The following is a 24,493-nucleotide window of genomic DNA, read 5'->3' as shown; positions in this document are numbered from 1 at the left end:
ATCATCGAATTAGTATTATACATGATGAATCTGCGGGCTTATAATGTTTGCACACTAGAGAAGCTTGACCGGGAGAATGGAGCGCGAAACGTTGTGATCAAAGATAAAATTTGGACGAGGGATTTCGTCGTCGTTTGTTTGAGCAGCTTTTTTATGTTTTTGACGTTTTATATATTGGCTACGGCCTTCCCGCTCTACGTGAAGGACAGCATGCACGGCAATCAGCAGCAGATGGGTCTCGCGATCACGGTCTACGTCGTCGGAGGCGTGCTCGGCAGACCGCTGTCGGGCATGTGGGCCGACCGGTTCGGCAAAAAACGGATGACGCTGATCGGCCTGGCCGTCTTCCTGGCGGCCTGCATCGCCTACTTCGGGGCAAAAGGGATGGCGTTGTTCCTCGCGGTACGGCTTGTCCACGGCATGAGCTATGCCGTAGCGTCGACTGCGTCGAGCGCAGCGGCTACGTCGCTCATTCCCCGCTCGCGACAGGGAGAAGGCGTCGGCTACTTCAGCATGTTCATGAGCATCGCCATGGCGGTCGGGCCGGCGCTCGGCTTGTGGCTGTGGAAGGACAAAAACGTCGACGTGCTGCTGCTTGCGGTGTGCGTTATCGCGGCGTTGTCGCTTGCGTTCGCGGTGGGCATGCGGGTACCGGGGGCCAAGCCGGAGCTTGCGCGGGCGGCCGCGCCCGAGCCGGCGGCCGATGCAGGAGCAAAAGCGGGGCGTTTGCGCTGGAGCGACGTCATCGAGCCGAAGGCGCTGCCGATCTCGATCGTCGGCTTCGTCGTATCGTTCGCCTACAGCTCGCTGTCGGGCTTTTTCGCGGCGTTTACCGAAGAAATCCACCAAACGCATGTCACGGCGCTGTTTTTTGTCGTGTTCGCGGTGATGATCGTCGCCTCCCGTCCCGTCATCGGGCGGGTGTTCGACCGGTATAAGGAGCATTACCTGTACTATCCCGGCATCGCGCTATTCGCGATCGGCATGATCGTACTCGGTCAGGCGCACTCCGCCTTCGCCGTGCTGCTGACCGGCGCCGCGATGGGCATCGGCTACGGCGCGCTCCTGCCCTGCTTCCAGACGCTGGCGATCAAGCTGGCGCCGGAGCACCGGCGAGGTAGCGCGACCGGCACGTTTTTTCTGATGTTCGACCTGGGCTACGGCATCGGCTCCTACTTCATGGGCATGATCGCATCCGTCTCGGACTACCGCATGATGTATGCGGGCGCGGGCTCGATCGCGTTGGTGTCGGTGCTCTTCTACGTCATGCTGCACCATCGTCGCCGGACAGCGCTTCCCGCGCCGGAAGCGCAGGCGAAAACGGCATAATGATCCTTCGCCGGCTGCCGGCACCGAATCAGGCCATTCCGGGAGGGTGGCCTGATTTGTCGTAGATTCAGTTCGCAACCGTGCCCGACGGGACAAACAAGAACGTGGCACATCGCTATTCCTAGGCTCTGCAACGCTCAAATCTTCCGAATCGCGTACGAACGATAGCGGTCTGTAACAGCGACGTGCCGGCTGCCCTTCAAGTAATAGCGGTCGTTCACTTTCCACGTATGCGTGCGCTTGTCTTTGCGGCGAACGTAGACGTAGTTATAAGGCGAGGTCGCGTACACGCGGTGTCCTTTTCTCGCGCAGCTTCGCAGGAACCGCACGTCCTCGCCCAGGGAGATGTCGGCGAACCGCGCGTCCTTCAGCACGTTCCGGCGGAACAGAATCGTGCCTCCCTGCACGAAGCTCATGAAGCGGTGCCGTTCGCCGGGGGAGCGGACGATCAGCCGTCGGCTCCCCGCTAAATACACGAGGCAGGCATGCTTGCCGACGACGGAGCTGCCTGTTCGCTGGAGCGCCCGAACCTGCTCGCGCAAATAGTAAGGCGAATAGTAGTCGTCGTGATCGAACTTGGCAATGAGCGGATACTTGGCGCGCGAGATGCCGCAGTTGAGGCATTGGCCGAGAGAGATCCGCTCCGGTACGTGATAGACGGCGACGTCGGGGCAGCGTGCGGCCTGTCGGCGCATGGCCCGCAGATCGACGCCATCCTTGTTGACGATGACGATCAATTGTTTGCGCGGATACCGTTGGCGCACGTAGTTGCCCAGCACGTTGGCGAAAAATTCGGGACGGTTCGTGCAAGCCACGATGGTTACGCCAGGTTTGCTCAAGGCTGCTTCCCCTCCGTTCGTCTTCCATCATATGTCTTTCATCCGCCTCTGCGTATCGTCAGCCGCCTATTATAGATGATAACGAAATCTTTTCTTTTATAGGAAAAAAGTTCTATGTATTTAGCTCGAAAAATGATAGTATATAACTAGTTGAATAGGTTTTGAGAAGGGCAAACTCGTCGAAAGGCGAGGACGCAAAGCTACGGGCCTAAGGGAAACTATGGCCGCCGGGTTGCCAGGGATCAGTACCGTATACAAGGTTATTTCCATGGGGAATAACTTTTTGTTTTCCCTTTTTTTAACCGGTTCCATCATGTATTCCTCGATTGTATCGCTGCCCAATATTAGTCATCGTGAGGGATTACTATGTTGCATGCTCGACGCTTGCCTCTGTTTTTGCTGTCCGGATTCGCCGCGGCCATCGGATGCTGGTATTTGATCTACTGGGATAACGAATGGATGCGCGTCCTGGGCTCGAACATGCTGCAGATGGCGGCAGGCGCCATCGGCGCGTTTTGGACCTTGCGAACGGGTCTTCGGCTGAACGGCAAGCGCCGCGGATTTTGGTTGATGGTCGGCACGGGGCTGATCTTGAATGCGCTGTCTAATTGTCAATTGCTCTACAAGCAGCTTGCGTCGTCCGCCACCGAGTATTCCGCATTCTCCTATGTCATCTGGCTGATCGCCTATTGTTTTTTTCTCGCGGCCCTTTTCTGCAAATACAGGTCCGTCTACGGTCGTTCGGCGGGAGCCGGCTACATATTCAACATCGTCGTCTTTACGATCACGGCCGTCAGCGTCAGTGTCCACTTCGTGATCAATCCGATCATCTCCATCCCCGATGAATCGCCCTTCGTCACGCTGCTCTCCGCCGCTTATCCGCTGGCGTCGCTGAGCATCTTCCTGCTGACGCTGATTCTGTACTATACCTTGCTGCAGCAGGGCGCGCTGACTCCCTCGATGCTGTACGTCGTCTGGGGCATGCTGTGCCAGATCGCGGGCGATCTCGGCTTCGCTTATCTCTCCGAGCAGCAGGCGCAGAACTCGGGTCAATTCGTGGACGTATTATGGGTGCTTGCGTTGCTGCTGATCGGTCTGGGCGGCCGCTCTGCGGGAGACGGGCCGACCGCGCCGATACAGGAAAGCGAGCCCGACATGCGGATTAAGGAGTCTGTCTTCCCGTATGCCAGCATCGCGGGTCTCGTCGTTCTTTTCGTGCTGGGCAGCCGTTGGGATTTTAACGCGCTCAGCCTCGGCTTGCTGCTGCTGTTTCTGCTGATCGTGGGACGTCAGCTCCGTATGATGCGCGTCCTGAACGAGCTCATGGGCGAGTATCGCCACCTGGCCTATCACGATCCGCTCACGGGACTGAAGAACCGCATCGGCTTCCGGCAGGATCTGGAACGGATCATCGGCAAAACGGACGTGCGCGCGGGCCTGCTGCTGATCGAGCTCGACCGGTTCAAGGTGATCAACGATACGCTCGGTCATCATGCCGGAGACCGCATCCTGATTCAGACGGCCGAACGGCTCAGGCGTTCTGTCGGCGTCCGTTCGCCGCTCTACAGGCTTGGCGGCGACGAATTCGTCGTGATCCTGACCGATGCCGAGAATTCCTGGTGTGCGGCCGCGGCGGACCGGATCCTGGGGCAATTCCGCGAGCCGTTCCGCTGCGAAGAGATCGAGATTATCGTAACGCCGAGCATTGGTATCAGCATCTACCCGGATAACGGCTGCACGAGCAACGACCTGTTAAAATACGCGGATGCGGCGATGTATCTGGCGAAGGAAAGCGGCAAAAACAGCTTCCGGTTTTACGATACGGAGCTGCACGCGATCATGGCCCGCAAAATGAAACTGGAGCACGAGCTCAGGCGGGCGATCGAGCGCCGCCAGTTCAAGCTTCACTACCAGCCGAAGGTCGAGCTGCGGACGGAGCGTATCATCGGCATGGAGGCGTTGCTTCGCTGGGAGCATCCGGAGCTGGGCGTCGTCTCTCCCGCGGAGATTAGTCCGGTCGCCGAGGAGACGGGCCAGATCGTCGCGATCGGGGACTGGGTGCTGGGGCGGGCTTGCGAGCAGAACAAGGCATGGCAGGACAAGGGCTATCCGCCGTTATGCATCTCGGTCAACGTATCGGTCCGCCAGTTCCAGCACCGCGAGTTTCTGATGTCGGTGTGCAGCGTGCTGCAGCGCACGGGCTTGCCGGCCGGCTATCTGGAGCTCGAGATCACGGAGAGCATCATGCAAAACGTGAAGGAGAGCACGGACGTGCTGCGCGCGCTCAGAAAGATGGGAATCGGCGTCTCGATCGACGACTTCGGCACGGGCTATTCGTCGCTGTTCATCATCCCGAAGCTGCCGATCGATCGGATCAAGATCGACAAGTCCTTCATCGACGATATCGACGATCGCGTTCAGCTGTCCATGCTCAAGACGATCATCGACCTGGGGCTCAGCCTCAACCTGGGCGTCGTCGCGGAAGGGATCGAGTGCGAGCGCCAACGGCAGGTGCTCGTCGCGCACGGCTGCCCGGTCGGTCAGGGATACCTCTACTCCAAGCCGGTGAGCCCCGAAGCGTTCGAGGAGATGCTGTCGGCCGCTGGGGATGCCGGGGCGGGCACATGTCCCGTTATCGCGAATTAAGGCAGCAAGCACGATCTGCAGCACGTTCAATAAGCGCTCTCCGGTTGTCCGGAAGAGCGCTTATTTCATGGAGCCGTCGTCAGTCCCGCTCCGGGAAAAAGGTCAGGCCGAGCTGTTCGACGATCTCATCCGGCGACAGGCCGCGAACGTTCCGCTGGGTGGCGTAGGATTCGCTGCTGAGCGCCACGAGCAGCATGTCCGCCCTGAATACGGCGCTCGAGTGTGCTGCGGCTTCGTCGTGGCCGTTTCCGGTCATCGCCTCGAACTGTGCAATGAGGATCTCGTGCAGCTGCCCGTATAGCGGACTGAGCGCTCTGGGCCGGGTGCGGGTTGCGGGAGGGGAATCCTCTATGCCCGCCAGCAGCTGGTTTTTTTTCTCGCGAAAGCCGACGAACAAGCTCACGATCCCCCTAAGACGCAGGTTCGGCGAGCTGTCGCGATGCGCCTCGATAAAGGCATCGATATCGTCGAACAGCAGCACGATATTGTCCTTCATCAGGTCGAGGCACAGCTCGCTTTTGTTGCGGTACCGGCGATACAGCGTGCCCGGGCCGATCTGGGCTTCGGTCGCGATCTGGTTCATGCTGACCTGGCCGGCGCCGTACCGGTCGAACAGCCGGAGCGCCGCATCCAGAATGCGCTGGCGATTCTCGGCCGCATCGCGCCGCTCCGGGCGCGCGCCGTCCTCTTGTCTCTCATCCATCTTCGGCAACCCCCATTTGATGCTTCTTGACAGCGGAGAGGTCTCCGTTTAACATGAAGTGGAGAGTTCTCCGGTTAATCTTATCATGATGGTGAGGAGTGTTCAACATGGATCGACAATCCGGCAAGACGGCGCTGCTTGTGATGGATATGCAGCAGGCGATCGTCGCGAGGTACGCGCTGGACGAAGCGCAGTGGCTGCCTTTTCAGACGGCCGTTCGCGCAGCGCGCGAGCACGGCGTTCAGGTTATCTATGTCCGGCTCGCCTTCCGGGACGGGTACCCCGAGGTTCATCCGGGCAATAAAATGTTCGCCGGGCTGGCCCAATACGGCGGCGCGACGGTCGCGGACGCAGGCACGCAGATTCTCGACGAGGTACGGCCAGAGCCGGGCGAGCCGGTCGTCACCAAGGTCCGTGTCAGTGCGTTCGCGGGCAGCGGGCTCGACGTCCTGCTTCGCGCGCGCGGGATCGATTCGCTCGTCCTCTGCGGCATCTCCACGAGCGGCGTCGTGCTGTCGACGCTGCGGGAAGCGGCGGACCGCGATTTTACGCTGACGGTGCTGTCGGACGCCTGTCTCGACGCCGACCCCGAGGTACATCGCGTGCTCACCGAGAAGATCTTCCCGCGTCAGGCGGATGTGCTGACTGCGGAGGATTGGGCGAGCAGGCTGTTTTAACGAAGCGCGGGACCCGCATTCGGTTTCGCGGCGGAAAGAAGGCTTGTCGGCCATGCCGATATGGAAAAGAAATCTGATCGTATGCTGGTTCGGGATGTTCGTCACGGGCATCGGCATGAGCCAGCTGGCGCCGGTGCTGCCGCTATTTATCCAGCATCTGGGCATCGAAAATAAAGACAGCGTCTCTCAATTGTCCGGTCTCGCGTTCGGCATTACGTTTATCGTATCGGCGATCTTCTCGCCGATCTGGGGGCACGCGGCGGACCGGTTCGGACGGAAGCCCATGCTGCTGCGCGCAAGTCTCGGCATGGCGATCGTCATCGGCTGCATGGGCTTCGCGCACAACGTGTACGTGCTGATCGGGCTCCGGCTGCTGCAGGGCGTCATCACAGGCTACGGAACGGCCTGCACGACGATGATCGCGACGCAGACCGACAAGGAGCATGCGGGCTACGCGCTCGCCACGCTCTCTACGGCGAGCATCGCCGGATCGCTGCTCGGCCCGACGGTCGGCGGCTTCATCGGCGAGAACTTCGGGATGCGCGACGTGTTTTTCTTCACGGGCGCGCTGCTGTTCCTCGCCTTCGCCGCGACTGCGCTGTTCGTTCGGGAGTCGTTCGTCCGCGAGGACAAGCGGCAGGTGCGTCGGTTCCGCGAGGTGTGGGACTCCATCCCCGACAAGAGCCTTACGCTGATCCTGTTCGCGACGTTTTTCGTGCTCACGGTCGCCCTGTATTCGGTAGAGCCGATCCTCACCGTCTATATCACGCATCTGTCGGACGGCGCAGGCCATGTCGCGCTGATCGCGGGCATCACGTTCTCGGCGTCGGGCCTCGCCAACATCTTCGCCGCTCCGCAGCTCGGGAAGCTGTCCGACCGGATCGGCGCCCACAAAGTCATGCTCGTCTCGATCGCCGTCGCGGGATTGCTATTCATCCCTCAGGCGTTCGTGACCGCGCCGTGGCAGCTCATGGTCCTGCGCTTTCTGCTGGGGCTCACGTCCGCCGGACTGACGCCAGCGGTCAATATTATGCTCAAAAAAATTACGCCGCAGCAAATCATGGGCAGGGTTTTCGGATTTTCCATGTCCGCGGGATACTTGGGCGTGTTTGCCGGCGCCGTGCTCGGCGGTCAAGTCGCGGCGTGGTTCGGCCTTCGGTATGTGTTCGGCTTGACCGGCGCGCTGCTGCTGATCAACGCCGTATGGGTGTATGCGAAGGTGTATCGGAAGCTAGTGGCGCAGCGAGTCGATGCGGAGGGCGTTGCGGCGAACTAAGGATACGGCACATCGTTATCCGCACTGAGAGGGGCTCGCCCCTCTTTTTTGTGCTTTTCAAAGCGCGCCGCGTCTGTTAAACTTGCGAAAACCACTTATTAAATCGTTTTAAAAAGTCGAAGCTGCGAAAGGCGGACACCACATGAACGAACGAATCGCGACACCCAAGGATCGCAGCCGATTGATCTATAGCGGCATACGCGCCGCGCTGCTGACGCACGGCAGCCTGACGAAGGTCGATCTCAGCCGGATGCTGGGCATCAGCTTCCCGACGATCAGCAAGTTTCTGTCCGACATGGAGCGCGAAGGGGAGTTGGTCGCGGCCGGACTCGACGCGTCCAGCGGCGGACGGCGGGCGCAGCGATATGCCTACAATCCCGATCATATGCTCGGACTCGCTTTATTTCTGGAGAAGCATGAGACGCATTATTCGATCTTCAACTGCCTGGGCGAGGTCAAGGAACAGGGATCGACCTCGAGCCTGCTCGAGTGGGATGCGGAGGCTGTGGCGGCGTACATCGCGCAGATCGTCGCCCGACAGCCCGGCATTCGCGCGATCGCCGTCGGCGTCCCCGGGTCGGTCAACAACGGTCGGATTATTTTTATACCCTGCTACGCGTCCTTTCAGGATTTCGATCTGAAGGGTTATTTGGAGACGCGATTCGGGGTCCCGGTCGTCGTAGAGAACGACATGAATGCCGCCGTCCTCGGCTTCAACGAAAAGAAAAGCGAACATGTCAACCCGTCGATCGTCTACCTGTACTTCGGCCAGAACGGTCCGGGCGCCGGCATTCTCGTGAACGGGGACATCGTGCGCGGGAGCACCTTTTTCGCCGGGGAGGTATCGTTCCTGCCTCAGTACGAGGACCGGAACTTCACGCAGGCGCTGGATCGGCCGCGTGCCTCCCCGCCGGGACGCATGAACGACAGGGAGCTGGACGCCGTCAGCCGGATGGTCGCTTCCTGCACGGCGATTTTGAACCCGCATACGATCGTATTTTGCCGGGACGAGGTAAGCGAATCGCTGCTGAACCGGATCGCGGAGCGAAGCGCGGCCTACGTGCCGCCGGCGCATCTGCCGCGCCTGACCGCGAGCGACTGGCGGCAGGATTACCTGGACGGCCTGCGGAGCCTCGGGCTTCATCGGATGATCTCGGGCGCAGGCATTCAGGAATAAAGCATTCAGGAATAAAGCATTCAGGAATAAAGGAGCAAGAAAGCGATGGCAACCTTTTTCTTATTGATTATTTATCTCGCGTTTATCAGCCTGGGGTTGCCGGATTCGCTGCTGGGCGCGTCGTGGCCGGTCATGCACGCGGACCTGAAGGCGCCCCTCGGGACGGCGGGCGTCCTCTACATGATCGTTGCGGCGGGCACCATCGTATCCAGTCTGGCGAGCGGAGCCGTACTCAAGCGTTTCGGCACGGGAAAAGTCGCGGCGATCAGCTGCGTCATGACCGCGGGCGCGCTGCTCGGCTTTTCGCAGTCGCCCTCGCTCCTCTGGCTCGTCCTCTCCGCCATTCCGCTCGGACTCGGGGGCGGTTCCGTCGACGCGGGGCTCAACAACTACGTGGCCGAGCATTACGAAGCCCGGCACATGAGCTGGCTGCACTGCTTCTGGGGCGTCGGCGCCACGCTGGGACCGATGATCATGGCCGGCTACATTGCGGGCCCGGGCTCCTGGCGGGACGGTTATCTCGCCGTGGCGGGAATCCAGTTCGTCCTCGTCGTCATTTTGTTCGCATCGCTGCCCTTGTGGGACCGGGTCGCACGGAGCCGGCAGCGCGACACTGCCCGTCAGGCGCAGGAGAAGGCCGCCTTGCCGGGCGAAGACGCCGGGAGCGCCGGGCCGGTCAAGCCGCTGCAGGTCAAGGGCGTCAAGCTGGCGCTCGTCTCCTTCTTGTTCTATTGCGGCGTCGAGTCGACCGCCGGCCTATGGGGCAGCAGCTATCTCGTCGGCATCAAAGGGCTGTCCGCCGCGACCGCCGCGCAGTGGGTGTCGATGTACTATATGGGCATCACGATCGGGCGGCTGATCACGGGCTTTGTCACCTTCAAGGTCGGCAACCGCGCGCTCATCCGCTGCGGGCAAGCGACGGCGCTGGCGGGCGCCGCGCTGCTCGTCCTTCCGCTGCCGGCAGGCTTCTCCTTCGCGGGCTTGATGATCGTCGGCCTGGGCCTGGCCCCGATCTATCCGTGCATGCTGCACGAGACGCCTGTGCGATTCGGCAAGCGGCGCGCCCCGTCCATCATGGGCTACCAGATGGCCGTCGCCTATACGGGCAGCACGCTGATGCCGCCGCTGCTCGGCTTTCTCGCCTCGCATTCGACCATCGGCATCTTCCCGTCTTACCTCGCACTCTCGGCCGCCGCGATGCTTTTATTTTCCGAACGATTAAATGTTTACCTGAAAAAGGCTTAGCCATCCCCCTGTCTCCGCCGTCTCTTCACACATCCTTGCGATTTGGTGTGATCGAGATCACACTGGCTCGACTCCGCGCTTTTATATACTTGGATCATCCCGAGTCCACGAAAGCGAGGAAAGCCGCTATGCTCAGTTCCCGTACAATAGAGATCATCAAATCCACGGTGCCCGTGCTCGAGCAGCACGGCACGACGATCACGAAGCGCTTCTACCAGACGATGTTCGCTGCGCATCCGGAGCTGCTGAACCTGTTCAACCATGCGAACCAGAGCCAGGGCAGGCAGCAGACGGCGCTCGCCAACGTCGTCTACGCCGCGGCGCTGCATATCGACAAGCTGGAATCGATCCTGCCGGTCGTGAAGCAAATTGCGCACAAGCACCGCAGCCTCGGCGTGACGGCCGATCAGTATCCGATCGTCGGCAAGTATCTGCTTGGCGCGATCAAGGACGTGCTCGGCGACGCGGCGACGGACGACATTCTTGGAGCATGGGCGGAGGCATACGGCGTTATCGCGAACGTCTTCATCCAAGTCGAGGAAGGCATGTACGCGCAGGCGGAAAAGCAGGACGGCGGCTGGGCGGGCTTCAGAGCGTTCCGCGTCGTGCGCAAGACGGCGGAGAGCGATGTCGTCACTTCGTTCTACCTGGTGCCGGCGGACGGCGGAGCGGTCGCGGTTTTCGAGCCGGGACAGTACATCAGCGTGCGGCTGGACATTCCGGGCGAGGCCAATACGCATATTCGCCAGTACAGCCTGTCGGACGCGCCGGGCAAGCCGTATTATCGGATCTCGGTGAAACGGGAGGACGCGCTTCCCGGCAAACCTGCGGGCATCGTGTCGTCGTACCTGCACGCGCAGGTCGGGGAAGGGGACGTGCTGCATCTGTCGGCGCCGGCGGGCGAATTCGTCCTCGACCTGGCGGATACGCGGCCGCTCGTGCTCATCAGCGGCGGCGTGGGGCTAACGCCGATGGTCAGCATGCTGAAGGCTGCGGCAGAGGCGCAGCCCGATCGCGAGATTGCGTTCATTCATGCCGCGCGAAGCGGAGAAGCCCATGCGCTGCGTCAGGAAGCGGAGGAGGTCGTTGCGAGCAGCCCGCATGTATCCGCGCACTGGTGCTACAGCCGTCCGTCGGCTTGGGACCGGGAGACGGAGGCTTTCCACAAGGAAGGCTACGTCGATCTGACCTGGCTGCAGCAGGTCGTGCCGACAACGGAGGCGAGCTTCTACTTCTGCGGGCCGACCCCGTTTATGAAGACGGTGTATGCCGCGCTGCGGTCGTGGGGGATCGCGGAAGAGCGGATTCGGTTCGAGTTTTTCGGCCCGTCGGGAACTCTGAAGGAGGCGGAGGCGGACGCCGTTCAAGCTTGATTCCGGCTTCAGGCGAAATTACGGCAGCGGCTGCCGCTTGCGCAGCAGCCGGTTGACCGTCTCCCGGCGCAGCCCGACGAACTGGCCGATCTCCTCCTGCGTCAGCACGTCGGTGAGCGGTGCCGGTCCGATATAGGTCTCGAACCAGGCGGCGAGCTTGCTCAGCTTTTCCGCGGGAGATGTCTCGGTCAACTGATCGAACCGTTGCTGCAGCAGACTCAGCCTGTCCTGCAGGAGGAGCGCCACGGTCCGGTAGCGCACGGGATCCTGCGCCAGCTCCTCATACCATTCCGCCGCGGGCAGCACGTCGATCTCGCTGGTGGAGAGCGCGACGGCCGTGCCGAAGTACGGCTTGGGGCTGATGAGCGAGTGATGGGGGATCGTCTCGCCGGGCACGATGACGTTGACCAAGTATTGCGAGCCGTCCGGATGAAGGCGCACGATCTTGAGCAGGCCGCTTTTCAGATGGAACAGGGGGCCCGATTCTCCCTGCCGAAATAAAACCTCGCCTTTATGCAAAATCAAGCACGCCGCCTCCGCTCTCGGGGGATATAAAAAAGCGAATGCGCCGCGGTAAAGGGCGATTCGCTTTTTTTGCTATTTAGCCGGACTCCGCCTGGCTGGCGCGCCGGGTCTGCACGGGGATGATGCGTTCTACGTGATGGGCGATCCAGAGCGTAAGCACCAGCCCGATCAGGGAGGCGCAGACGGACGCCGGAATGACCCAGACGAATTCGGTATGCACGAAAAACGGAATGAGCGACACCGCGAGAATCGGCGGCGCATTCCATTTAAACCGGTTGATCAAGTAGATGACGACCAGCAAGTTGACCAGCAAGGAGACCGCGCCCGGGTATACGTAGGACAACGCGGTGCCGATCAGAACGGAGACCACAGCGCCGAAGGCGACCTTGCCCAGTTTGCCCGGAGAAAAAGGATGCGCGATAAAAAGCAGGCTAAAAGCGCCGAGCGTCGGAAAAAATAAAGCGTGCATCGAGGGCATGCGCGACGAGATCCAATAAATGCCCACGATATATAAGCAAATAGCGACAGCCTTGAAATTCAAACGGTTCAACCTCTTCCTCGTTCATACCTGATCTATTCCCATGGACTTACCGACATTATTTTACGCCTCATCCTTTCTGCGCGTCAATGCTTTACTGAAGATGGTTGGCCTAATGGTTGAAGGGGAGTCGATTCGGTTTAAATAATACGGAGAGCGCCGAAAGGCTTATTCCATAACGATGAGGTGAGGACATGCCAAATATGCATACGGGCAGCCAGGAAGCGATCGACAAGGTGAGAGACCTGATCAAGGGGATCGATACCGCCATGCTCACGACGGTGACGCCTGAAGGTCTCGTATCGCGCCCGCTCAAGACGCAGGAGGTCGAATTCGACGGGGACCTGTGGTTTCTGACATCGAAGGAGACGGACAAATACGAGGAGCTGCTGGAGGATCCCCGCGTGAACGTCGCCTACGTCGGCAAATCGTACGTGTCGGTGCGCGGCGAAGCCGAGCTCATCAGCGACCCGGCCAAGATCCGCGAGTTCTGGAACGTCGCGTACGAGAAGCTGCTGGACACGACTTACGACGATCCGAACCTGGTGCTGATCAAGGTTCGAGCAGAGACGGCCGAGTATTGGGAGACGGGCAGCAAGATGAAAATGGTCGCGCACCTGTTCCAGCGGCTGACTGGCCACGATAAACCGGATTCGGATCTGAACAGGACCGTGGATCTGCATTGAGATAAACCTGCATCCTAAGGATGGAGCGGCGCCTGCTGCCCCATCCTTTTTGCTGCGTCGGCGCTTCGGCCCGATGGCGATGGGTCGAAGGACTGGCGAACAAATGCGGGGCCGATGCGGACAGTGCGGAGGGAGAAGGAAAGCAGCAGCTAGAAAGAGATGCGCGTCAGCTTCTCCGGATTGGTGACCATATAAATGGTGCGAATCCCGCCGCGGCCGTCCGGCTCGAGCGCATAGGCGACCGGCGGCAGCGTGTCCCGCTCCAGCAGGAGGCCCGGCTGCCCACTGATGCGCACGCGCCGCCACTTGCCGTCGAGCGAGCCCTTGCCGGCGATGCCTTTGAAGAAGGCGACGATGCGCGCCGGGCCTTCGATCGGGTTGATCGCCGAACGCACGACGCCGCCCCCGTCGCTCAGGAGCACCGCATCCTCGGCGAGCAGATGGATGAACGCATCCGGACGCCCGGACGCGAGCGCCTCCTCGAACGAGCGGACGAAGCGGTCCATCGCGGGTTCCGGCGCCCCCTCCCGCTCCGCCGCAGTCAGGTGGCCGAGCTTGGCGGAGGCGCGGCTGAACAGCTTGCGGCAGGCGGCCTCGCTCTTGTCGAGCATGGACCCGATCTCGGCGTAGTCGTAGCCGAACGATTCGCGCAGTACGAACACGGCCCGCTCGGGCGGCGTGCACGTCTGCAGCAGCGCGAGCATGGCGTAGCCGAGCCGTTCCTGCCGAAGCATCTGCTCGAGCGGCTGTTCCTTGTCGTCCAGCTCGATGATCGGCTCGGGCAGCCACTGGCCCGGGTAGCTTTCCCGGCGGCGAGGCGCGGCCTTCATCATATTGAGCGCGCGATTCGTCGTCATTTTGACGAGGTAAGCCTTCGAGTGCTCGATCTCCCCGCCGCCGTCCATCTTGCTGAAGGCGACGAACACGTCCTGCACGGCATCCTCCGCTTCGCTCATCGAGCCGAGCATCCGGTAAGCGATCGAAGTCAGCAGGGGCTTGTATTCGCGATAAAGTCGTTCGACGTCTTGCGTCGCGTCGCCGGTGTTCAAGGAGTCCGCCTCCGTTTCTAGGTTGCTTTTATTCTATCCAACTTCATTCGGGGACGCCAACAAAGCCACCCGGCCGGGTGGCTTTGCTGATTCGGTGCGGCTTTTCGTATGCGCAGTGCGCGAGTAAAGGGCACTCCGAAGCGGAAATAACAGAACCTGCGTTAACCTGCATTCGCATGCCGCTTATCGACGACGGATCGATGTCCTCACGCCTGTGTCGCCTGCTTGTCGAAGCAGCCCGGGAACATGCCCGTCGAGATTGCGATGCGGTTCCAGCTGCCGATCGCGTTGACCGCCATCACGATGGCGACGTATTCGCTCTCGCTGAAATGCCGGCGCGCCTCGTCGTAGACATCCTGCGGAACGCCTGCGTCGGCAATGCGGACGACGGCCTCTGTCAGAGCCAGCGCGGCCCGTTCCTTTTCGGTGAACTGCGGCGCTTCGCGCCATACGGCGATCAGGTTGATCCGCCGTTCGGATTCGCCCATCTTGCGAAGGTCGGTCGTATGCATGTCGACGCAGAAGGCGCATCCGTTGATCTGCGACGCCCGAATTTTGATCAGCTCGTAGAGCACCGGCTCGAGGCCCAGCTTTTTCACCGAGTCCTCCAGCTTCAGCAACGTCTGGAAAGCGGCCTGGTTCGCCGTCATATAGTTCATTCGCAATTGCATGTCGATTCCTCCGTTTGGTTTGTATTTGTCGTTCTCGCTATCTAAGACAACGAGGCAGAGGGATTTGTGACAGGAGGGCCGAATTTGTTTTCCCGATCAGGTTACCAATTGTTCCCCGAGCCCGACACCGTAAAGCTGGACGAGGTGTTCAGGAACTTGCCCGAAGGCGCGCCGTTCACGGTGTTGTTCGTGAAGGTCGAGCTGCCCGTCGCCGTGCCCCGCACATAGACGCCATACGTGCCGGCGTTGGTGACGGTGTTTCCCGAGTACGTAACGGAAATATTGGGCGCGGGCTCTTCGATGAAGATGCCGGAATAGGTGCTGTCCTGAATCGTATTGCCCGATACGGTCACGGTCAGGTTCTGCGCTCTGCCGTTGTTGTTTAACCAGTATGCCCAGATTCCGCCGATCTGGTAGCCGTAATCCTTATGAAAGGAGCCGGTTCGCAGCAGCAGATTGTTCTGGATCGTCAGCGTGCCCGTCATGGACGGCGGGTCGAAGTTGGTGCCGAAGGAAATGCCGGAGCCGTTTACGACGGTGTCCGTCAGCAAATTTCCGATGACCTTGTTGCCCTGGCCGCCGTAGATCGCGATGTTGTTCGCGAGCGTGGGGATTTGGACTGTGTTGTAGCTGAACGTATTGTTCGTGTCCAGGTATACGTCCGACCACATCGCGAGCCCGTCGTCCCCGCTGCCCCGGACCGAGTTGTTCGTGACGGTCGTATTGGACGTGCCTCGATGGAGGTTCATGCCGTCCGCCCATACTTGCCGCACGCGGGAGTTCGAGATCGTCGCTCCGTTCGTCTGGTCGGTCAGCCAGAAGCCGACTTTGGCATGCTCGATCCACAGGTTGGTCAGCGTGGAATTGGTGCCGACGCCTTCGACGGCCGTCACGCCGTTATAGACGTCGCGAATGACGTCCTTCGCGCTGATCTTGAAGTCCGACAGCGTCACATTGCCAGCCCGCATGAAAATGCCTGCATAGATGCCCGCGGGCGTCGTATACCAGATGCCCGCGCCCTTGATCGAACTCCCGCAGTCCAGGTACAGCCGCGTGCCCGAGCCGTCGAAGCCCGCGCCGCGATTGCCGTTGTTCAGGTTGAAGGTTCCTGAAGGAATCCAGATGCCTTTAAGGACCCCCCCGGAGTTTTTCACCGCGTTGATCGCGCTGTTGATCGCCGCCGTATCGTCTGCTCCGTCGCCTGCGATCGCGCCGTAGCTGGCGATGGACGCATAGTTTGCCGGCATGGTCAGCGCGGCGGGGATCGGCTCCGCTTCGACGAGGTCGACGGTGACGCTTGCGACGGAGCTGAAGTTCAGGTTAGCCGCATTGCGCTGCAGCTTGATGACCGTGCCCGCCGGATACTGCTGGTCCAGTACGACGGCGACTCCGTCGTACATGTGGAGCGGGGTGTTCGGCGAGGCGTTCGGAGTGTTCGAGCAGCGGGTCTGTCCGCCTTCCGTCCCCCACGAGCCGTAGATCCAGCTGTATTTGGACGTCAGCGGGACGTCCTTGATCAGCGTGCCCCCCGCATACAGGCTGATCGCCGAATCGATGCCGGTGCCGGCCGCGTTGTCTGGAATAGAGTAGCGTATGGTAAGTCCCTTGGCGGTCTTGGACAGCGTGAACTGCACATACTGCCCGGCCGATGTGAGCCGCACGGCTTTGCGTCCGGACGCCTCGGAGGCGATATTGCCGAATGTCGTATTTGGACCGACGAGCGTGCCCGTATGCGTCATGCTTTCCGCCTCGTACGTGTCGTAAGGCATCGTGGCGCCGTAAGTGCCGACAGGCGGCGTCGGTGTCGGCGTTGGCGTCGGGGTGGCGACGACGAACGCCAGATCGAGCCGGTCGAGGTTGACGTTGCCGGTGTCGGTCGTATCGTACTTGTACAGGATCGTGTTGCTGCCGGCGTTCAAGGAGACGGTGTCGGTCTTGACGGCCCAGGTGTCCCAGTTGGACGTCGCAGGCAATGAGATCTGCGTCTGCTTCGTGCCGTTCGCGTAAAGGCTGAGCGTCTGCGTCACACCTGAGCCGTTGGCATAGCGAAGGCTTAAAGCGTAGTTGCCCGCCGTGGCGACGTTTACGTTGAACTGGAGCGATGCATTTCCCTTGTTGGCGTCGGTGAACCCGCCGACAAAGCCGGAGCCGCTGTAGCCGGCGTGGTCTGTCGCCACGACCGTGCCGCCCGAACGGATGCCCGACTCGGCTTCATACGTACCGCTCGGCGGAGGCGTCGGCGTTGGGGTAGCGGTAGGCGTGGCTGTCGGCGTCGCCGTAGGCGTTGCAGTCGGCGTGGTCGTCGGCGTCGAGCCGGACCCGTACACCTCGAATTCGGCGACCTGACCGCCGGTGGAGCCCGTGTTGGCCGTAAAGCTCAGCCGGACATACCTGACGGATGCCGCGGTAAATGCGATGCTCACCGTGTTGTCCGAGCTGGGATTGAACGCATACGACTGCGAAGCCTTCAGTGTGCTGAAGCTCGTATTGTTCGAACTGCCGGACAAAGACAGCGTCTGCGAGCGCGCCCCCCAGGAGGCCGGCAGCTTGAGGACGACGGTACCGACGCTCTGGGCGCTGCCGAGGTCGACGGTCAGCGTATTGGGATAGGCGCCTGCCGCGCCTTCATAATAGGTTGAGGCGTTGCCGTCCACGGCGCCCGCCGCCGGAAATCCGCCGTAGCTGTTGTTGGCGACGATCGATTTGCCGAGCGCCAGGTTGTCACCCAGCGAGACATCGACCGTCAGGCTGTCGATATTGACGTTGCCGGTGTCGGTCGTGTCGTATTTGTAAGCGATCGTATTAGTGCCGGACGCCAGCGTCACGGTTTCCGTCGCGGTCGCCCACGTATCCCAATTCGCGGTTGCGGGCAGCGACGTTTGCTTCAGCTTGCTGCCGTTCACGTACAGGCTGAGCGTCTTCGCAGCGCCGGTACCGTTGGCATAACGCAAGGACGCCGTGTAGCTGCCGGAAGATGAAGCGCTTACAGAAAACGTCGTCGAAGCGCTGCCTTTATTGGCGTCCGTATAGCCGCCCACAAACCCGGAACCGCTGTATCCCGCGTGATCCGTCGCCGTGACCGCGCCTCCCGCCTTGGCGGCGGACTCCGCTTCGTAAACGACGGGTGCCGCGGAAGCCACCCCCGTGCGCTGCAGTTGCCATGCCAGCGAGGCGAGCAGCGCTATAGTGAGCGTGCTGGCCGTCAGCTTTTTAAGCCAAGTCGTTTTTAACATTTCACAACCTCCGTGTCGTGGAAAATGAGAGTCTGCGATGCCCGTTCCTTCTTTGCCGCAATAGAAGCCTCCTTTCTCCGTGCGGGCGGTCCGCACGGGTACCGGCCGCGCCGTGAACCCATTGTAGGAGCGCCGTTGTCTTGCCTGCTACCATGCTGGTGACTTCGGCCGCCAGAATTGTGACCAAGGAAGCGCCTTAGCCCAATTTTCGGACCTTACGAGACAGGACCGGTCTTCCCGGCGGCGAATACTAGATAGGGACGAGTATGATCGCTCGCTCTATCTCGATTACCGGAGGTGCTTATTTATGAAAGCGTTATTTATCGGCGGCACGGGTACGATCAGCGCAGCCATCACGAGACAGCTGGCGGCGCAAGGCTGCGAGCTGTATGTGCTGAACCGGGGCACGCGCAATGCGGGGCTGCCGTCGAACGTCAAGACGCTCGAGGCTGACATCAATGACGAGGCGCGCGTGGCCGACTTGATCCGCGACATGTCGTTCGACGTGGTGGCGGACTTTATCGCTTTCGTACCGGCCCAGTTGGAGCGGGATTACCGTCTTTTCGCGGGGAAAACCAAGCAGTTCATTTTTATCAGCTCCGCCTCCGCCTACCAAAAGCCGCTGTCCGACTATCGGATCACGGAGAGCACGCCGCTCGCCAATCCGTATTGGGAATATTCGAGAAACAAGATCGCCTGCGAGGAATATCTGATGAAGCAGTACCGCGAACAGCGCTTCCCGATCACGATCGTTCGGCCGAGCCACACGTACGACGAGCGTTCGATACCGCTCGGCGTACACGGCAGCAAGGGCTCTTGGCAGGTAGCAAAACGAATGCTTGAGGGCAAGCCTGTCCTCATTCACGGGGACGGTACTTCGCTCTGGACGATGACGCACAATGAGGACTTTGCCAAAGGGTTCATCGGCCTCATGGGCAACTTGCATGCAATCGGGGAGTCGGTGCAGATCACGTCGGACGAGTCGTTGACCTGGAACCAGATTTACGCGGCCATCGCCGACGCGCTCGACGTACCGCTGAGCGCGGTGCATGCGCCTTCCGAATTTCTGGCGGCGTGCAGCCGGGAGGATTTTACGGGCGGGCTGATCGGGGACAAGGCGAATTCCGTCGTCTTCGACAATGCCAAGCTGAGGCGTCTTGTCCCCGGCTACACGGCCGACATCCGCTTCGACCAGGGGGTCAAGCGGACCGTCGCGCACATCCTCGCGCATCCGGAGCTGCAGCGGGAGGATCCCGAGTTCGACGCGTGGTGCGACAACGTTATCGCGGCGCTCGATGAGGCGGCTGCGGCGGTCAGACGGTCGCTCGCGGATTAACGCGCCTTGCCGATGGGAAGCCGAGCAGGATTCGGCTTCCCTGAGTGGCGGGATTATAAAGCACGCTTGGGTTGACACTTGGCACGTGTTGTAACTATAATCATCACAACGAAAGGGTGTTGCTTATGCAGATCAGCAGCAGATTTTCCATTGGCGTGCACATTTTGTCCCTGCTGGCGATTCAGCCGCAGGATCACCATACGTCCGAGTGGCTGGCCGGCAGCGTCGGGACGAATCCGGTCGTCATCCGCCGGGTGCTCGGCCATCTGAAGAAGGCGGGACTTGCGAACGTCAAGGCGGGGAGCGGCGGCGCTACGCTGGCGAGGGAGCTGGACGATATCACCCTGCTGGACGTGTACCGCGCGGTCGACGTCGTGGAGGAAGGCCGGCTGTTCCATATGCACGAGCAGCCGAATCCGGCTTGTCCGGTAGGCGCCAACATCGAGCAGGTGCTGCGCCTGATGATGTTTAAGGCACAAGCGGCGATGGAGGGCGTGCTGGCTGCCGTGACGATGCGCGAGCTCGTCGACGTGCTGGCCCGGGAGATCGAGGAGAAGCGTGCCGCTATATCGCCCAAGTGACGCATTCCCACTCCAATAAGAATGTGTCACATCGCTATCTCGTCCTAGCGGCGCTTTCCGGTCCAAGTAAGAATGTGTCACATCGTTATTCAGCCCCAAGGACGCGTCACTTCAACGAAATGGACTTTAGCTCCGCGATCCCCGCCGCCCTCCTGATCGCTCCGCCTGCTAATTACTCCACCAGCCTAATTACTCGCCAGCCTAATCACTCCCGCCCCGGCTTCTTCCGAATCCCTCCTGAGATGAGGGGGCCGTAGTTCATCAAGCTGACCATCATCTTGGCCATCTGCGCGGGTGTGAGCTGCCGGCCCGTGTCCAGCCAGTGCGTCACGATGCCGAAGTTGGCGGAGGCGACGTAGGAGATGAGATAGTCGAGAGGGACGGCGCTCTCATTCGGCGACAGCGTACTCAGTTTGGCATGAACGCGAGTGGCGAACAGCTCCCGCAGCTGCCTTGCAAACGAGAGATCGCCTTTCTCGCCGAGCATGATGCGCAGAAATTCCCCGTGCCTCGCGATCTCCTCGAAAATAGAGACGCCGATCGGATAGGGCTCGTCCCGGTCGATGTATAGCATGGCCACCGAAATGTCGAGCTGCTCGATGATGACGCGCATGCGGGTCAGCACCTCGTCCTTCAACTGCTGCAGCATGTCCCTGACGTCCCGATAATGCAAATAAAATGTGCCTCGATTGACATCCGCGCGATCGGCGACGTCCGTGACCGTGATCGATTCGGCGCTCTTTTCTTGCAGCAGCGCCATGAGCGCGTCGTAGAGGAGCTGCCGGGTCCTCGCTTTTCGCCTGTCCAATTTATCCTCCATCGCCTCGCCTCCGCCTCTTTTTCTGAGTTGCTCAACAGCCGAGTATCGATCTGCCGATTAATGAACACCGCGATCGCACATTGACGATTGAACGCCAAACTCTCTTCATTATAATGAACAATGTGAACATTAATCAACAACATGTTCAATTACGCGGACAAGAGGAGCGAATAGAGGAATGGCGATATTTAAGCAAAAAATCGTGTGGATCGGTACGTTGATCGTCCTGATCGTGCTGGTCGTGTTCGGGGCGGCGATGATGGGCTCGGTGCTCGGCGCGAAGCCGAAGGAGGTGCCGGTCGCGCTCGTGGTGCTCGATCGACCGGCGCAACTGCCGGGCGGCGAATCGCTGGCGGTCGGGGAGATGCTGAAGGAAAAGCTGACGTCGAACGCGCAGCTGCCGATCGCCTGGACGATCGTCGGCTCCGAAGCCGAGGCCCGTGAGGGGATGGACGACCGGCAATACTACGGTGCGCTGATCGTTCCGGCGGATCTCAGCGCCGGCGTAGCCTCCTTGGCGGGTGCCGAACCGAAGCCCGCGACGGTGAAGATCGTCGCGAACGAGGGGCTGAACACGCAAGCCTCTACGGTCGTCAAACAAGGGCTCGCTCAGGCGATGCGCCTCGCCGGCGCGGAGCTGTCGAAGACGATGCTCGAGCGGATCGGCGCGCAGACGCAGCAGGTGCCGGTGGCGACGGCAGCCGCGCTGCTGTCCCCCATCGTCGTGCAGGAGGAGACTGCCCACGCAGCGGGCGCGAACAACGCCACCGGCAACGCGCCGGGGCTGCTTACGCAGATCATGTGGATGGGCAGCCTGGTATCGGCGCTGATCCTCTTCTTCGCCGGCGGCGCCGCCATGAAGGCCGGCTCCCGCAGACCGGCCGCGATCGTCTGGCAGCCCGTCGCTGGCGTCCTGCTCGCCGGGCTCGCTTCCGCCTTCCTCGTCTGGGAAGCCACCGCCTGGTACGGCATGGAGCTGGCCGACGCGACTCAGACTTGGCTGTTCCTGTGGCTCGCCGGCGCGGCCTTCTATATGCTCCAATCCGCGCTGCTCAACTGGATCGGGATGCCCGCAATGGCGATTCTCGTGCTGCTGATGTTTTTCTCGATGCCGATGCTGAACATGGCGCCGGAGTTCCTGTCGGCGGCATCCCGCGACTGGATCTACGCCTGGACGCCGCTGCGTTTCGCGGCCGTCGGGCTGCGCGAGGTCATGTACTTCGGCGGATTGGACGCGGCCTCCTCGAATGCGGCCGTACTCTGGAGCGTCGGGGGCGGATTCCTGCTGCTGCTGGTCGGAGCAGGCTGGAAGCGGACGAAGCCCAATCGCCAAGCGGTTCCTTCGGTGGAAGCGGCCTGATTCTTCTTTACAACGGATGCGGCACATTTTATTCTGAATGCAGGTTGTATGCGGAAGGAGAATTTATCCTTTATGCCAGTTTCCTTGTAATGGACCGAGCGCGCGCTAAAATCTCGTGATTTTATAGACGGGATACGTGCGTCTTCCAGAGCCGTTACAAGGGACTTCGAGACAAGTATGCGACGATACTTGCGGAGTGCCTCTTTTCAGGCGCTCCGCTTTTTGTTTTACGCCGAATGCCGATTGCCAATATAACGACGAGGTGCTTCTCAAATGACGCTTTCCTTTACGATAGAAACCGATTCGATCCGCCTCCGCGCGTTCGCGCCGCAGGATGTCGACGCGCTGCGCGCGCTCACCATGCAAGCCGAGATCACCGACTTCCTGCCCGATTGGGCGATGACCGAGGCGCAGCTGACGGATTTCCTGTCGTTCGTCATCGGCAGCTACGACCGCTTCGATCCCGCTGACGTGCGCATTCTGCTCGCGGTCGAGCACAAGGCGGACGAACGGTTGATCGGCTGGTGCGGCGTTTTCCCGAACGATCTGCTGGATCCGGTAGAACGCGAGGTGGCGTATGCGGTCTCCAAAGATGATCGCAACCGCGGCTACGCCACGGGGGCGGTCCAAGCGATGATCGCATTCATATTCCGTCAGACCGAGCTTGAACGGGTGGCGGCTATCGTGAAGCCCGTGAACGGCGCTTCCCGCAGCGTGCTGCTGAAGGCCGGATTCCGACTGGTCGACCGGCGCAGGCTGTCCAACGGACAACAATATGATTATTTTGAGACGCGCCGCAGTTGGTACGAGTAAATCCCCGCACCGTTATTGACAATCCTGGAAGCCGTCTTTATAGTTATAAAAGTGATACTGATAATCATTATCGATAAGTAGAGAAAAGGGAGTGTCGTGCTCGGCATGAAAAAGAAAATGTGGGCCCCATTGGCGCTGCTGCTGATGCTGGTCGTCAGCGCGTGCGGCAACAACGCGAACAACAATAACGCTGGCGCGTCGCCAAGCGCAAGCGAATCAGCATCGCCGTCCGCGAGCGCGCCGGCATCGCCGTCGGCAGGCGCTTCCGCAAGCGCGAACGCCTCCGGCAAGATGACTTACGAATCCGAGAACGGGCCTGTCGAGGTACCCGCCGCGCCCAAGCGCATCATCGCGCTGAGCAGCGCGCCGAACGTCATCTCGCTGGGCGGCACGCTCGTCGGCGTCGATCAGTGGACGGCGGGCAATCGGCTTTTCAAGGATAAGCTTCAGGGTGTCGAAGTGGTCTCCGCGGAAGATCTGGAGAAGATCATCGAGCTGAACCCCGACCTCATCATCGTGGGCAGCACCGAGAAGAACATCGACAAGCTCAAGGAGATTGCGCCGACCGTCGTCTATACATGGGGCAAGCTCGACTACTTGAAGCAGCAGATCGAGATCGGCAAGCTGCTGAACAAAGAGCAGGAAGCGCAGGCTTGGGCCGACGACTTCTCGAAGCGCGCAGCCGCTATCGGCGACGAGATCAAGGCGAAGGCCGGCGCGGACGTCACCGTGACGGTGTTCGAGCTGTACGACAAGCAGTTCTACGTCTTCGGCAACAACTGGGCCCGCGGCACGGAGATCGTGTACCAGGCGATGGGCCTCGGCATGCCGGAGAAGGTCAAGAAGGACGCGCTTGGCCCAGGCTACTACACGCTGTCGACCGAGGTGCTGCCGGAGTACGCCGGCGATTATATCATCCTCAGCAGAAGCGCGACCGGCGACAACGGCGCGCTGAACACGGACACCTGGAAGAACATGCCGGCCGTCAAGGCGGGCCATGTGATCGAGATCGATACCGAAGCTTCCAGCTACAGCGATCCGATCACGCTGGAATATTTGATGAACATCTTCAAAGAAGGCATTCTGGGCAAAGCCTAACTGCACATGCACCGGCGAAAGGGGACGCGCAAGCGTCCTCTTTTGCTGTGCTGCAGCGCTTTCCCATGCATCGCTCAAGGCCTCGTCCTGCTCGCGGACGAAGGACGAAGATCGGACCATCGCGGCAGCTTGCCTATTTTTTTGGCGTTGCTGTCACATTTCGAATCCCTTCCCCGTCATACAGGCAAAATGGCGAAGGGATGATGAGCGATGCAAAAGTTTGACGTAGTCGTGGTCGGTGGAGGAATCGCGGGTTTAACCGCCGCTATTTACGCAGCCCAGGCCGGGAAGCGAACGGCAGTCATCGAAAAGCAGAACCGGTTAGGCGGCCGCGCCGTCTCCAACAAGAAAAAAGGCGCGTACTTCAATCTGGGCGCGCATTCCTTGTATATGGGGGATGCGTACGCGACCTTCCGGGAGCTCGGGCTGAACCTGCAAGGGAAGCGGCCTTCATCGTTCGCTTACGGCATTTGGAAAGGGAAGCTGAGCGCCTTGCCTTCGGATATGAAGTCCTTGCT

22 protein-coding genes and 1 riboswitch are annotated in these 24,493 nt (G+C 60.7%); of the genes, 14 read left to right on the top strand and 8 right to left on the bottom strand.

What is annotated here, in order from left to right; translation table 11 throughout:
- Positions 1-93 precede the first annotated feature (93 nt).
- Entirely contained in the window at positions 94-1,329 is a 1,236-nt protein-coding gene (locus KVT38_RS10905; RefSeq protein WP_217593746.1) for an MFS transporter, read from the top strand.
- Between the two features lie 137 nt (positions 1,330-1,466).
- Here the strand turns inward: KVT38_RS10905 and KVT38_RS10900 are convergent, their stop codons facing one another.
- The gene (locus tag KVT38_RS10900; protein WP_217593745.1) at positions 1,467-2,168 is read right to left on the bottom strand and encodes a glycosyltransferase family 2 protein; all 702 of its coding nucleotides are present in this window, start codon (positions 2,166-2,168) and stop codon (positions 1,467-1,469) included.
- A gap of 159 nt (positions 2,169-2,327) precedes the next feature.
- A riboswitch (cyclic di-GMP riboswitch) is annotated at positions 2,328-2,408 on the top strand.
- A 126-nt stretch (positions 2,409-2,534) separates the two neighbouring features.
- Here KVT38_RS10900 and KVT38_RS10895 point away from each other — a divergent pair.
- Entirely contained in the window at positions 2,535-4,814 is a 2,280-nt protein-coding gene (locus KVT38_RS10895) for a putative bifunctional diguanylate cyclase/phosphodiesterase (RefSeq protein ID WP_254639145.1), read from the top strand.
- Between the two features lie 79 nt (positions 4,815-4,893).
- Here KVT38_RS10895 and KVT38_RS10890 read toward each other — a convergent pair whose 3' ends face one another.
- Positions 4,894-5,517, bottom strand: a complete 624-nt coding sequence (locus tag KVT38_RS10890; protein WP_217593744.1) for a TetR/AcrR family transcriptional regulator — start codon at positions 5,515-5,517, stop codon at positions 4,894-4,896.
- Positions 5,518-5,624: 107 nt separating this feature from the next.
- On the opposite strand from KVT38_RS10890, the gene KVT38_RS10885 reads away from it, so the two are divergent.
- The 5 genes from KVT38_RS10885 (at position 5,625) to hmpA (ending at position 11,265) form a co-directional block, all read left to right on the top strand.
- Positions 5,625-6,194, top strand: a complete 570-nt coding sequence (locus KVT38_RS10885; protein ID WP_217593743.1) for a cysteine hydrolase family protein — start codon at positions 5,625-5,627, stop codon at positions 6,192-6,194.
- Positions 6,195-6,246: 52 nt separating this feature from the next.
- Positions 6,247-7,470, top strand: coding sequence for a multidrug efflux MFS transporter (locus KVT38_RS10880; protein ID WP_217593742.1), 1,224 nt, complete (start codon positions 6,247-6,249; stop codon positions 7,468-7,470).
- Positions 7,471-7,612: 142 nt separating this feature from the next.
- On the top strand, positions 7,613-8,647 hold the full coding sequence (locus tag KVT38_RS10875) for an ROK family transcriptional regulator (RefSeq protein WP_217593741.1): 1,035 nt from the start codon (positions 7,613-7,615) through the stop codon (positions 8,645-8,647).
- Between the two features lie 45 nt (positions 8,648-8,692).
- Positions 8,693-9,892: an MFS transporter gene (locus tag KVT38_RS10870; protein WP_217593740.1), complete on the top strand. Its 1,200-nt coding sequence runs from the start codon at positions 8,693-8,695 to the stop codon at positions 9,890-9,892.
- A 128-nt stretch (positions 9,893-10,020) separates the two neighbouring features.
- Positions 10,021-11,265: an NO-inducible flavohemoprotein gene (hmpA, locus tag KVT38_RS10865; protein WP_217593739.1), complete on the top strand. Its 1,245-nt coding sequence runs from the start codon at positions 10,021-10,023 to the stop codon at positions 11,263-11,265.
- Between the two features lie 18 nt (positions 11,266-11,283).
- Here the strand turns inward: hmpA and KVT38_RS10860 are convergent, their stop codons facing one another.
- Entirely contained in the window at positions 11,284-11,790 is a 507-nt protein-coding gene (locus KVT38_RS10860) for a Crp/Fnr family transcriptional regulator (RefSeq protein ID WP_217593738.1), read from the bottom strand.
- A gap of 76 nt (positions 11,791-11,866) precedes the next feature.
- The gene (locus tag KVT38_RS10855) at positions 11,867-12,340 is read right to left on the bottom strand and encodes an HPP family protein (RefSeq protein WP_217593737.1); all 474 of its coding nucleotides are present in this window, start codon (positions 12,338-12,340) and stop codon (positions 11,867-11,869) included.
- Positions 12,341-12,522: 182 nt separating this feature from the next.
- On the opposite strand from KVT38_RS10855, the gene KVT38_RS10850 reads away from it, so the two are divergent.
- Positions 12,523-13,014 carry a pyridoxamine 5'-phosphate oxidase family protein gene (locus tag KVT38_RS10850; protein WP_217593736.1) on the top strand — a complete coding sequence of 164 codons (492 nt, stop codon included), beginning with the start codon at positions 12,523-12,525 and terminating at the stop codon, positions 13,012-13,014.
- 149 nt (positions 13,015-13,163) lie between these two features.
- Here KVT38_RS10850 and KVT38_RS10845 read toward each other — a convergent pair whose 3' ends face one another.
- The 3 genes from KVT38_RS10845 to KVT38_RS10835 form a co-directional block, all read right to left on the bottom strand.
- Positions 13,164-14,063 carry a sigma-70 family RNA polymerase sigma factor gene (locus KVT38_RS10845; RefSeq protein ID WP_217593735.1) on the bottom strand — a complete coding sequence of 300 codons (900 nt, stop codon included), beginning with the start codon at positions 14,061-14,063 and terminating at the stop codon, positions 13,164-13,166.
- 206 nt (positions 14,064-14,269) lie between these two features.
- Positions 14,270-14,734, bottom strand: coding sequence for a carboxymuconolactone decarboxylase family protein (locus KVT38_RS10840; RefSeq protein WP_217593734.1), 465 nt, complete (start codon positions 14,732-14,734; stop codon positions 14,270-14,272).
- A 101-nt stretch (positions 14,735-14,835) separates the two neighbouring features.
- On the bottom strand, positions 14,836-17,967 hold the full coding sequence (locus KVT38_RS10835) for a CBM35 domain-containing protein (RefSeq protein ID WP_217593733.1): 3,132 nt from the start codon (positions 17,965-17,967) through the stop codon (positions 14,836-14,838).
- Positions 17,968-18,274: 307 nt separating this feature from the next.
- On the opposite strand from KVT38_RS10835, the gene KVT38_RS10830 reads away from it, so the two are divergent.
- Positions 18,275-19,303, top strand: a complete 1,029-nt coding sequence (locus tag KVT38_RS10830; protein ID WP_217593732.1) for an SDR family oxidoreductase — start codon at positions 18,275-18,277, stop codon at positions 19,301-19,303.
- 125 nt (positions 19,304-19,428) lie between these two features.
- Entirely contained in the window at positions 19,429-19,884 is a 456-nt protein-coding gene (locus KVT38_RS10825) for an Rrf2 family transcriptional regulator (RefSeq protein WP_217593731.1), read from the top strand.
- Positions 19,885-20,089: 205 nt separating this feature from the next.
- Here the strand turns inward: KVT38_RS10825 and KVT38_RS10820 are convergent, their stop codons facing one another.
- Complete coding sequence (locus tag KVT38_RS10820) at positions 20,090-20,704, bottom strand: TetR/AcrR family transcriptional regulator (protein ID WP_217593730.1); 615 nt, start codon at positions 20,702-20,704, stop codon at positions 20,090-20,092.
- A gap of 178 nt (positions 20,705-20,882) precedes the next feature.
- Here KVT38_RS10820 and KVT38_RS10815 point away from each other — a divergent pair, with 178 nt between their 5' ends.
- The 4 genes from KVT38_RS10815 to KVT38_RS10800 all read left to right on the top strand — a co-directional run.
- Positions 20,883-22,064, top strand: a complete 1,182-nt coding sequence (locus tag KVT38_RS10815; protein WP_217593729.1) for a YhgE/Pip domain-containing protein — start codon at positions 20,883-20,885, stop codon at positions 22,062-22,064.
- Between the two features lie 273 nt (positions 22,065-22,337).
- On the top strand, positions 22,338-22,877 hold the full coding sequence (locus tag KVT38_RS10810; protein ID WP_217593728.1) for a GNAT family N-acetyltransferase: 540 nt from the start codon (positions 22,338-22,340) through the stop codon (positions 22,875-22,877).
- Between the two features lie 105 nt (positions 22,878-22,982).
- Positions 22,983-23,975 (top strand): iron-hydroxamate ABC transporter substrate-binding protein, encoded by a 993-nt coding sequence (locus tag KVT38_RS10805; protein ID WP_217593727.1) that lies wholly within the window; start codon positions 22,983-22,985, stop codon positions 23,973-23,975.
- Positions 23,976-24,185: 210 nt separating this feature from the next.
- A partial coding sequence (locus KVT38_RS10800) for an FAD-dependent oxidoreductase (protein ID WP_217593726.1) occupies positions 24,186-24,493 on the top strand: 308 nt, incomplete at its 3' end.

Origin of the sequence: Cohnella sp. GbtcB17, from assembly GCF_019091135.1 — a bacterium.
Classification (GTDB): domain Bacteria; phylum Bacillota; class Bacilli; order Paenibacillales; family Paenibacillaceae; genus Cohnella.
Note: the sequence above shows the minus strand (reverse complement) of the source record. Positions and strands in the feature narration are given on the sequence as shown.

What these genes read in the sequence shown, in the direction of transcription:
- KVT38_RS10840 (WP_217593734.1), bottom strand. Translation starts at nt 14,734, where the DNA reads ATGCAATTGCGAATGAACTATATGACGGCGAACCAGGCCGCTTTCCAG.
- KVT38_RS10830 (WP_217593732.1), top strand. Translation starts at nt 18,275, where the DNA reads ATGAAAGCGTTATTTATCGGCGGCACGGGTACGATCAGCGCAGCCATC.
- KVT38_RS10890 (WP_217593744.1), bottom strand. Translation starts at nt 5,517, where the DNA reads ATGGATGAGAGACAAGAGGACGGCGCGCGCCCGGAGCGGCGCGATGCG.
- KVT38_RS10870 (WP_217593740.1), top strand. Translation starts at nt 8,693, where the DNA reads ATGGCAACCTTTTTCTTATTGATTATTTATCTCGCGTTTATCAGCCTG.
- KVT38_RS10835 (WP_217593733.1), bottom strand. Translation starts at nt 17,967, where the DNA reads ATGTTAAAAACGACTTGGCTTAAAAAGCTGACGGCCAGCACGCTCACT.
- KVT38_RS10895 (WP_254639145.1), top strand. Translation starts at nt 2,535, where the DNA reads ATGTTGCATGCTCGACGCTTGCCTCTGTTTTTGCTGTCCGGATTCGCC.
- hmpA (WP_217593739.1), top strand. Translation starts at nt 10,021, where the DNA reads ATGCTCAGTTCCCGTACAATAGAGATCATCAAATCCACGGTGCCCGTG.
- KVT38_RS10880 (WP_217593742.1), top strand. Translation starts at nt 6,247, where the DNA reads ATGCCGATATGGAAAAGAAATCTGATCGTATGCTGGTTCGGGATGTTC.
- KVT38_RS10875 (WP_217593741.1), top strand. Translation starts at nt 7,613, where the DNA reads ATGAACGAACGAATCGCGACACCCAAGGATCGCAGCCGATTGATCTAT.
- KVT38_RS10810 (WP_217593728.1), top strand. Translation starts at nt 22,338, where the DNA reads ATGACGCTTTCCTTTACGATAGAAACCGATTCGATCCGCCTCCGCGCG.
- KVT38_RS10850 (WP_217593736.1), top strand. Translation starts at nt 12,523, where the DNA reads ATGCCAAATATGCATACGGGCAGCCAGGAAGCGATCGACAAGGTGAGA.
- KVT38_RS10885 (WP_217593743.1), top strand. Translation starts at nt 5,625, where the DNA reads ATGGATCGACAATCCGGCAAGACGGCGCTGCTTGTGATGGATATGCAG.
- KVT38_RS10825 (WP_217593731.1), top strand. Translation starts at nt 19,429, where the DNA reads ATGCAGATCAGCAGCAGATTTTCCATTGGCGTGCACATTTTGTCCCTG.
- KVT38_RS10805 (WP_217593727.1), top strand. Translation starts at nt 22,983, where the DNA reads ATGAAAAAGAAAATGTGGGCCCCATTGGCGCTGCTGCTGATGCTGGTC.
- KVT38_RS10820 (WP_217593730.1), bottom strand. Translation starts at nt 20,704, where the DNA reads ATGGAGGATAAATTGGACAGGCGAAAAGCGAGGACCCGGCAGCTCCTC.
- KVT38_RS10815 (WP_217593729.1), top strand. Translation starts at nt 20,883, where the DNA reads ATGGCGATATTTAAGCAAAAAATCGTGTGGATCGGTACGTTGATCGTC.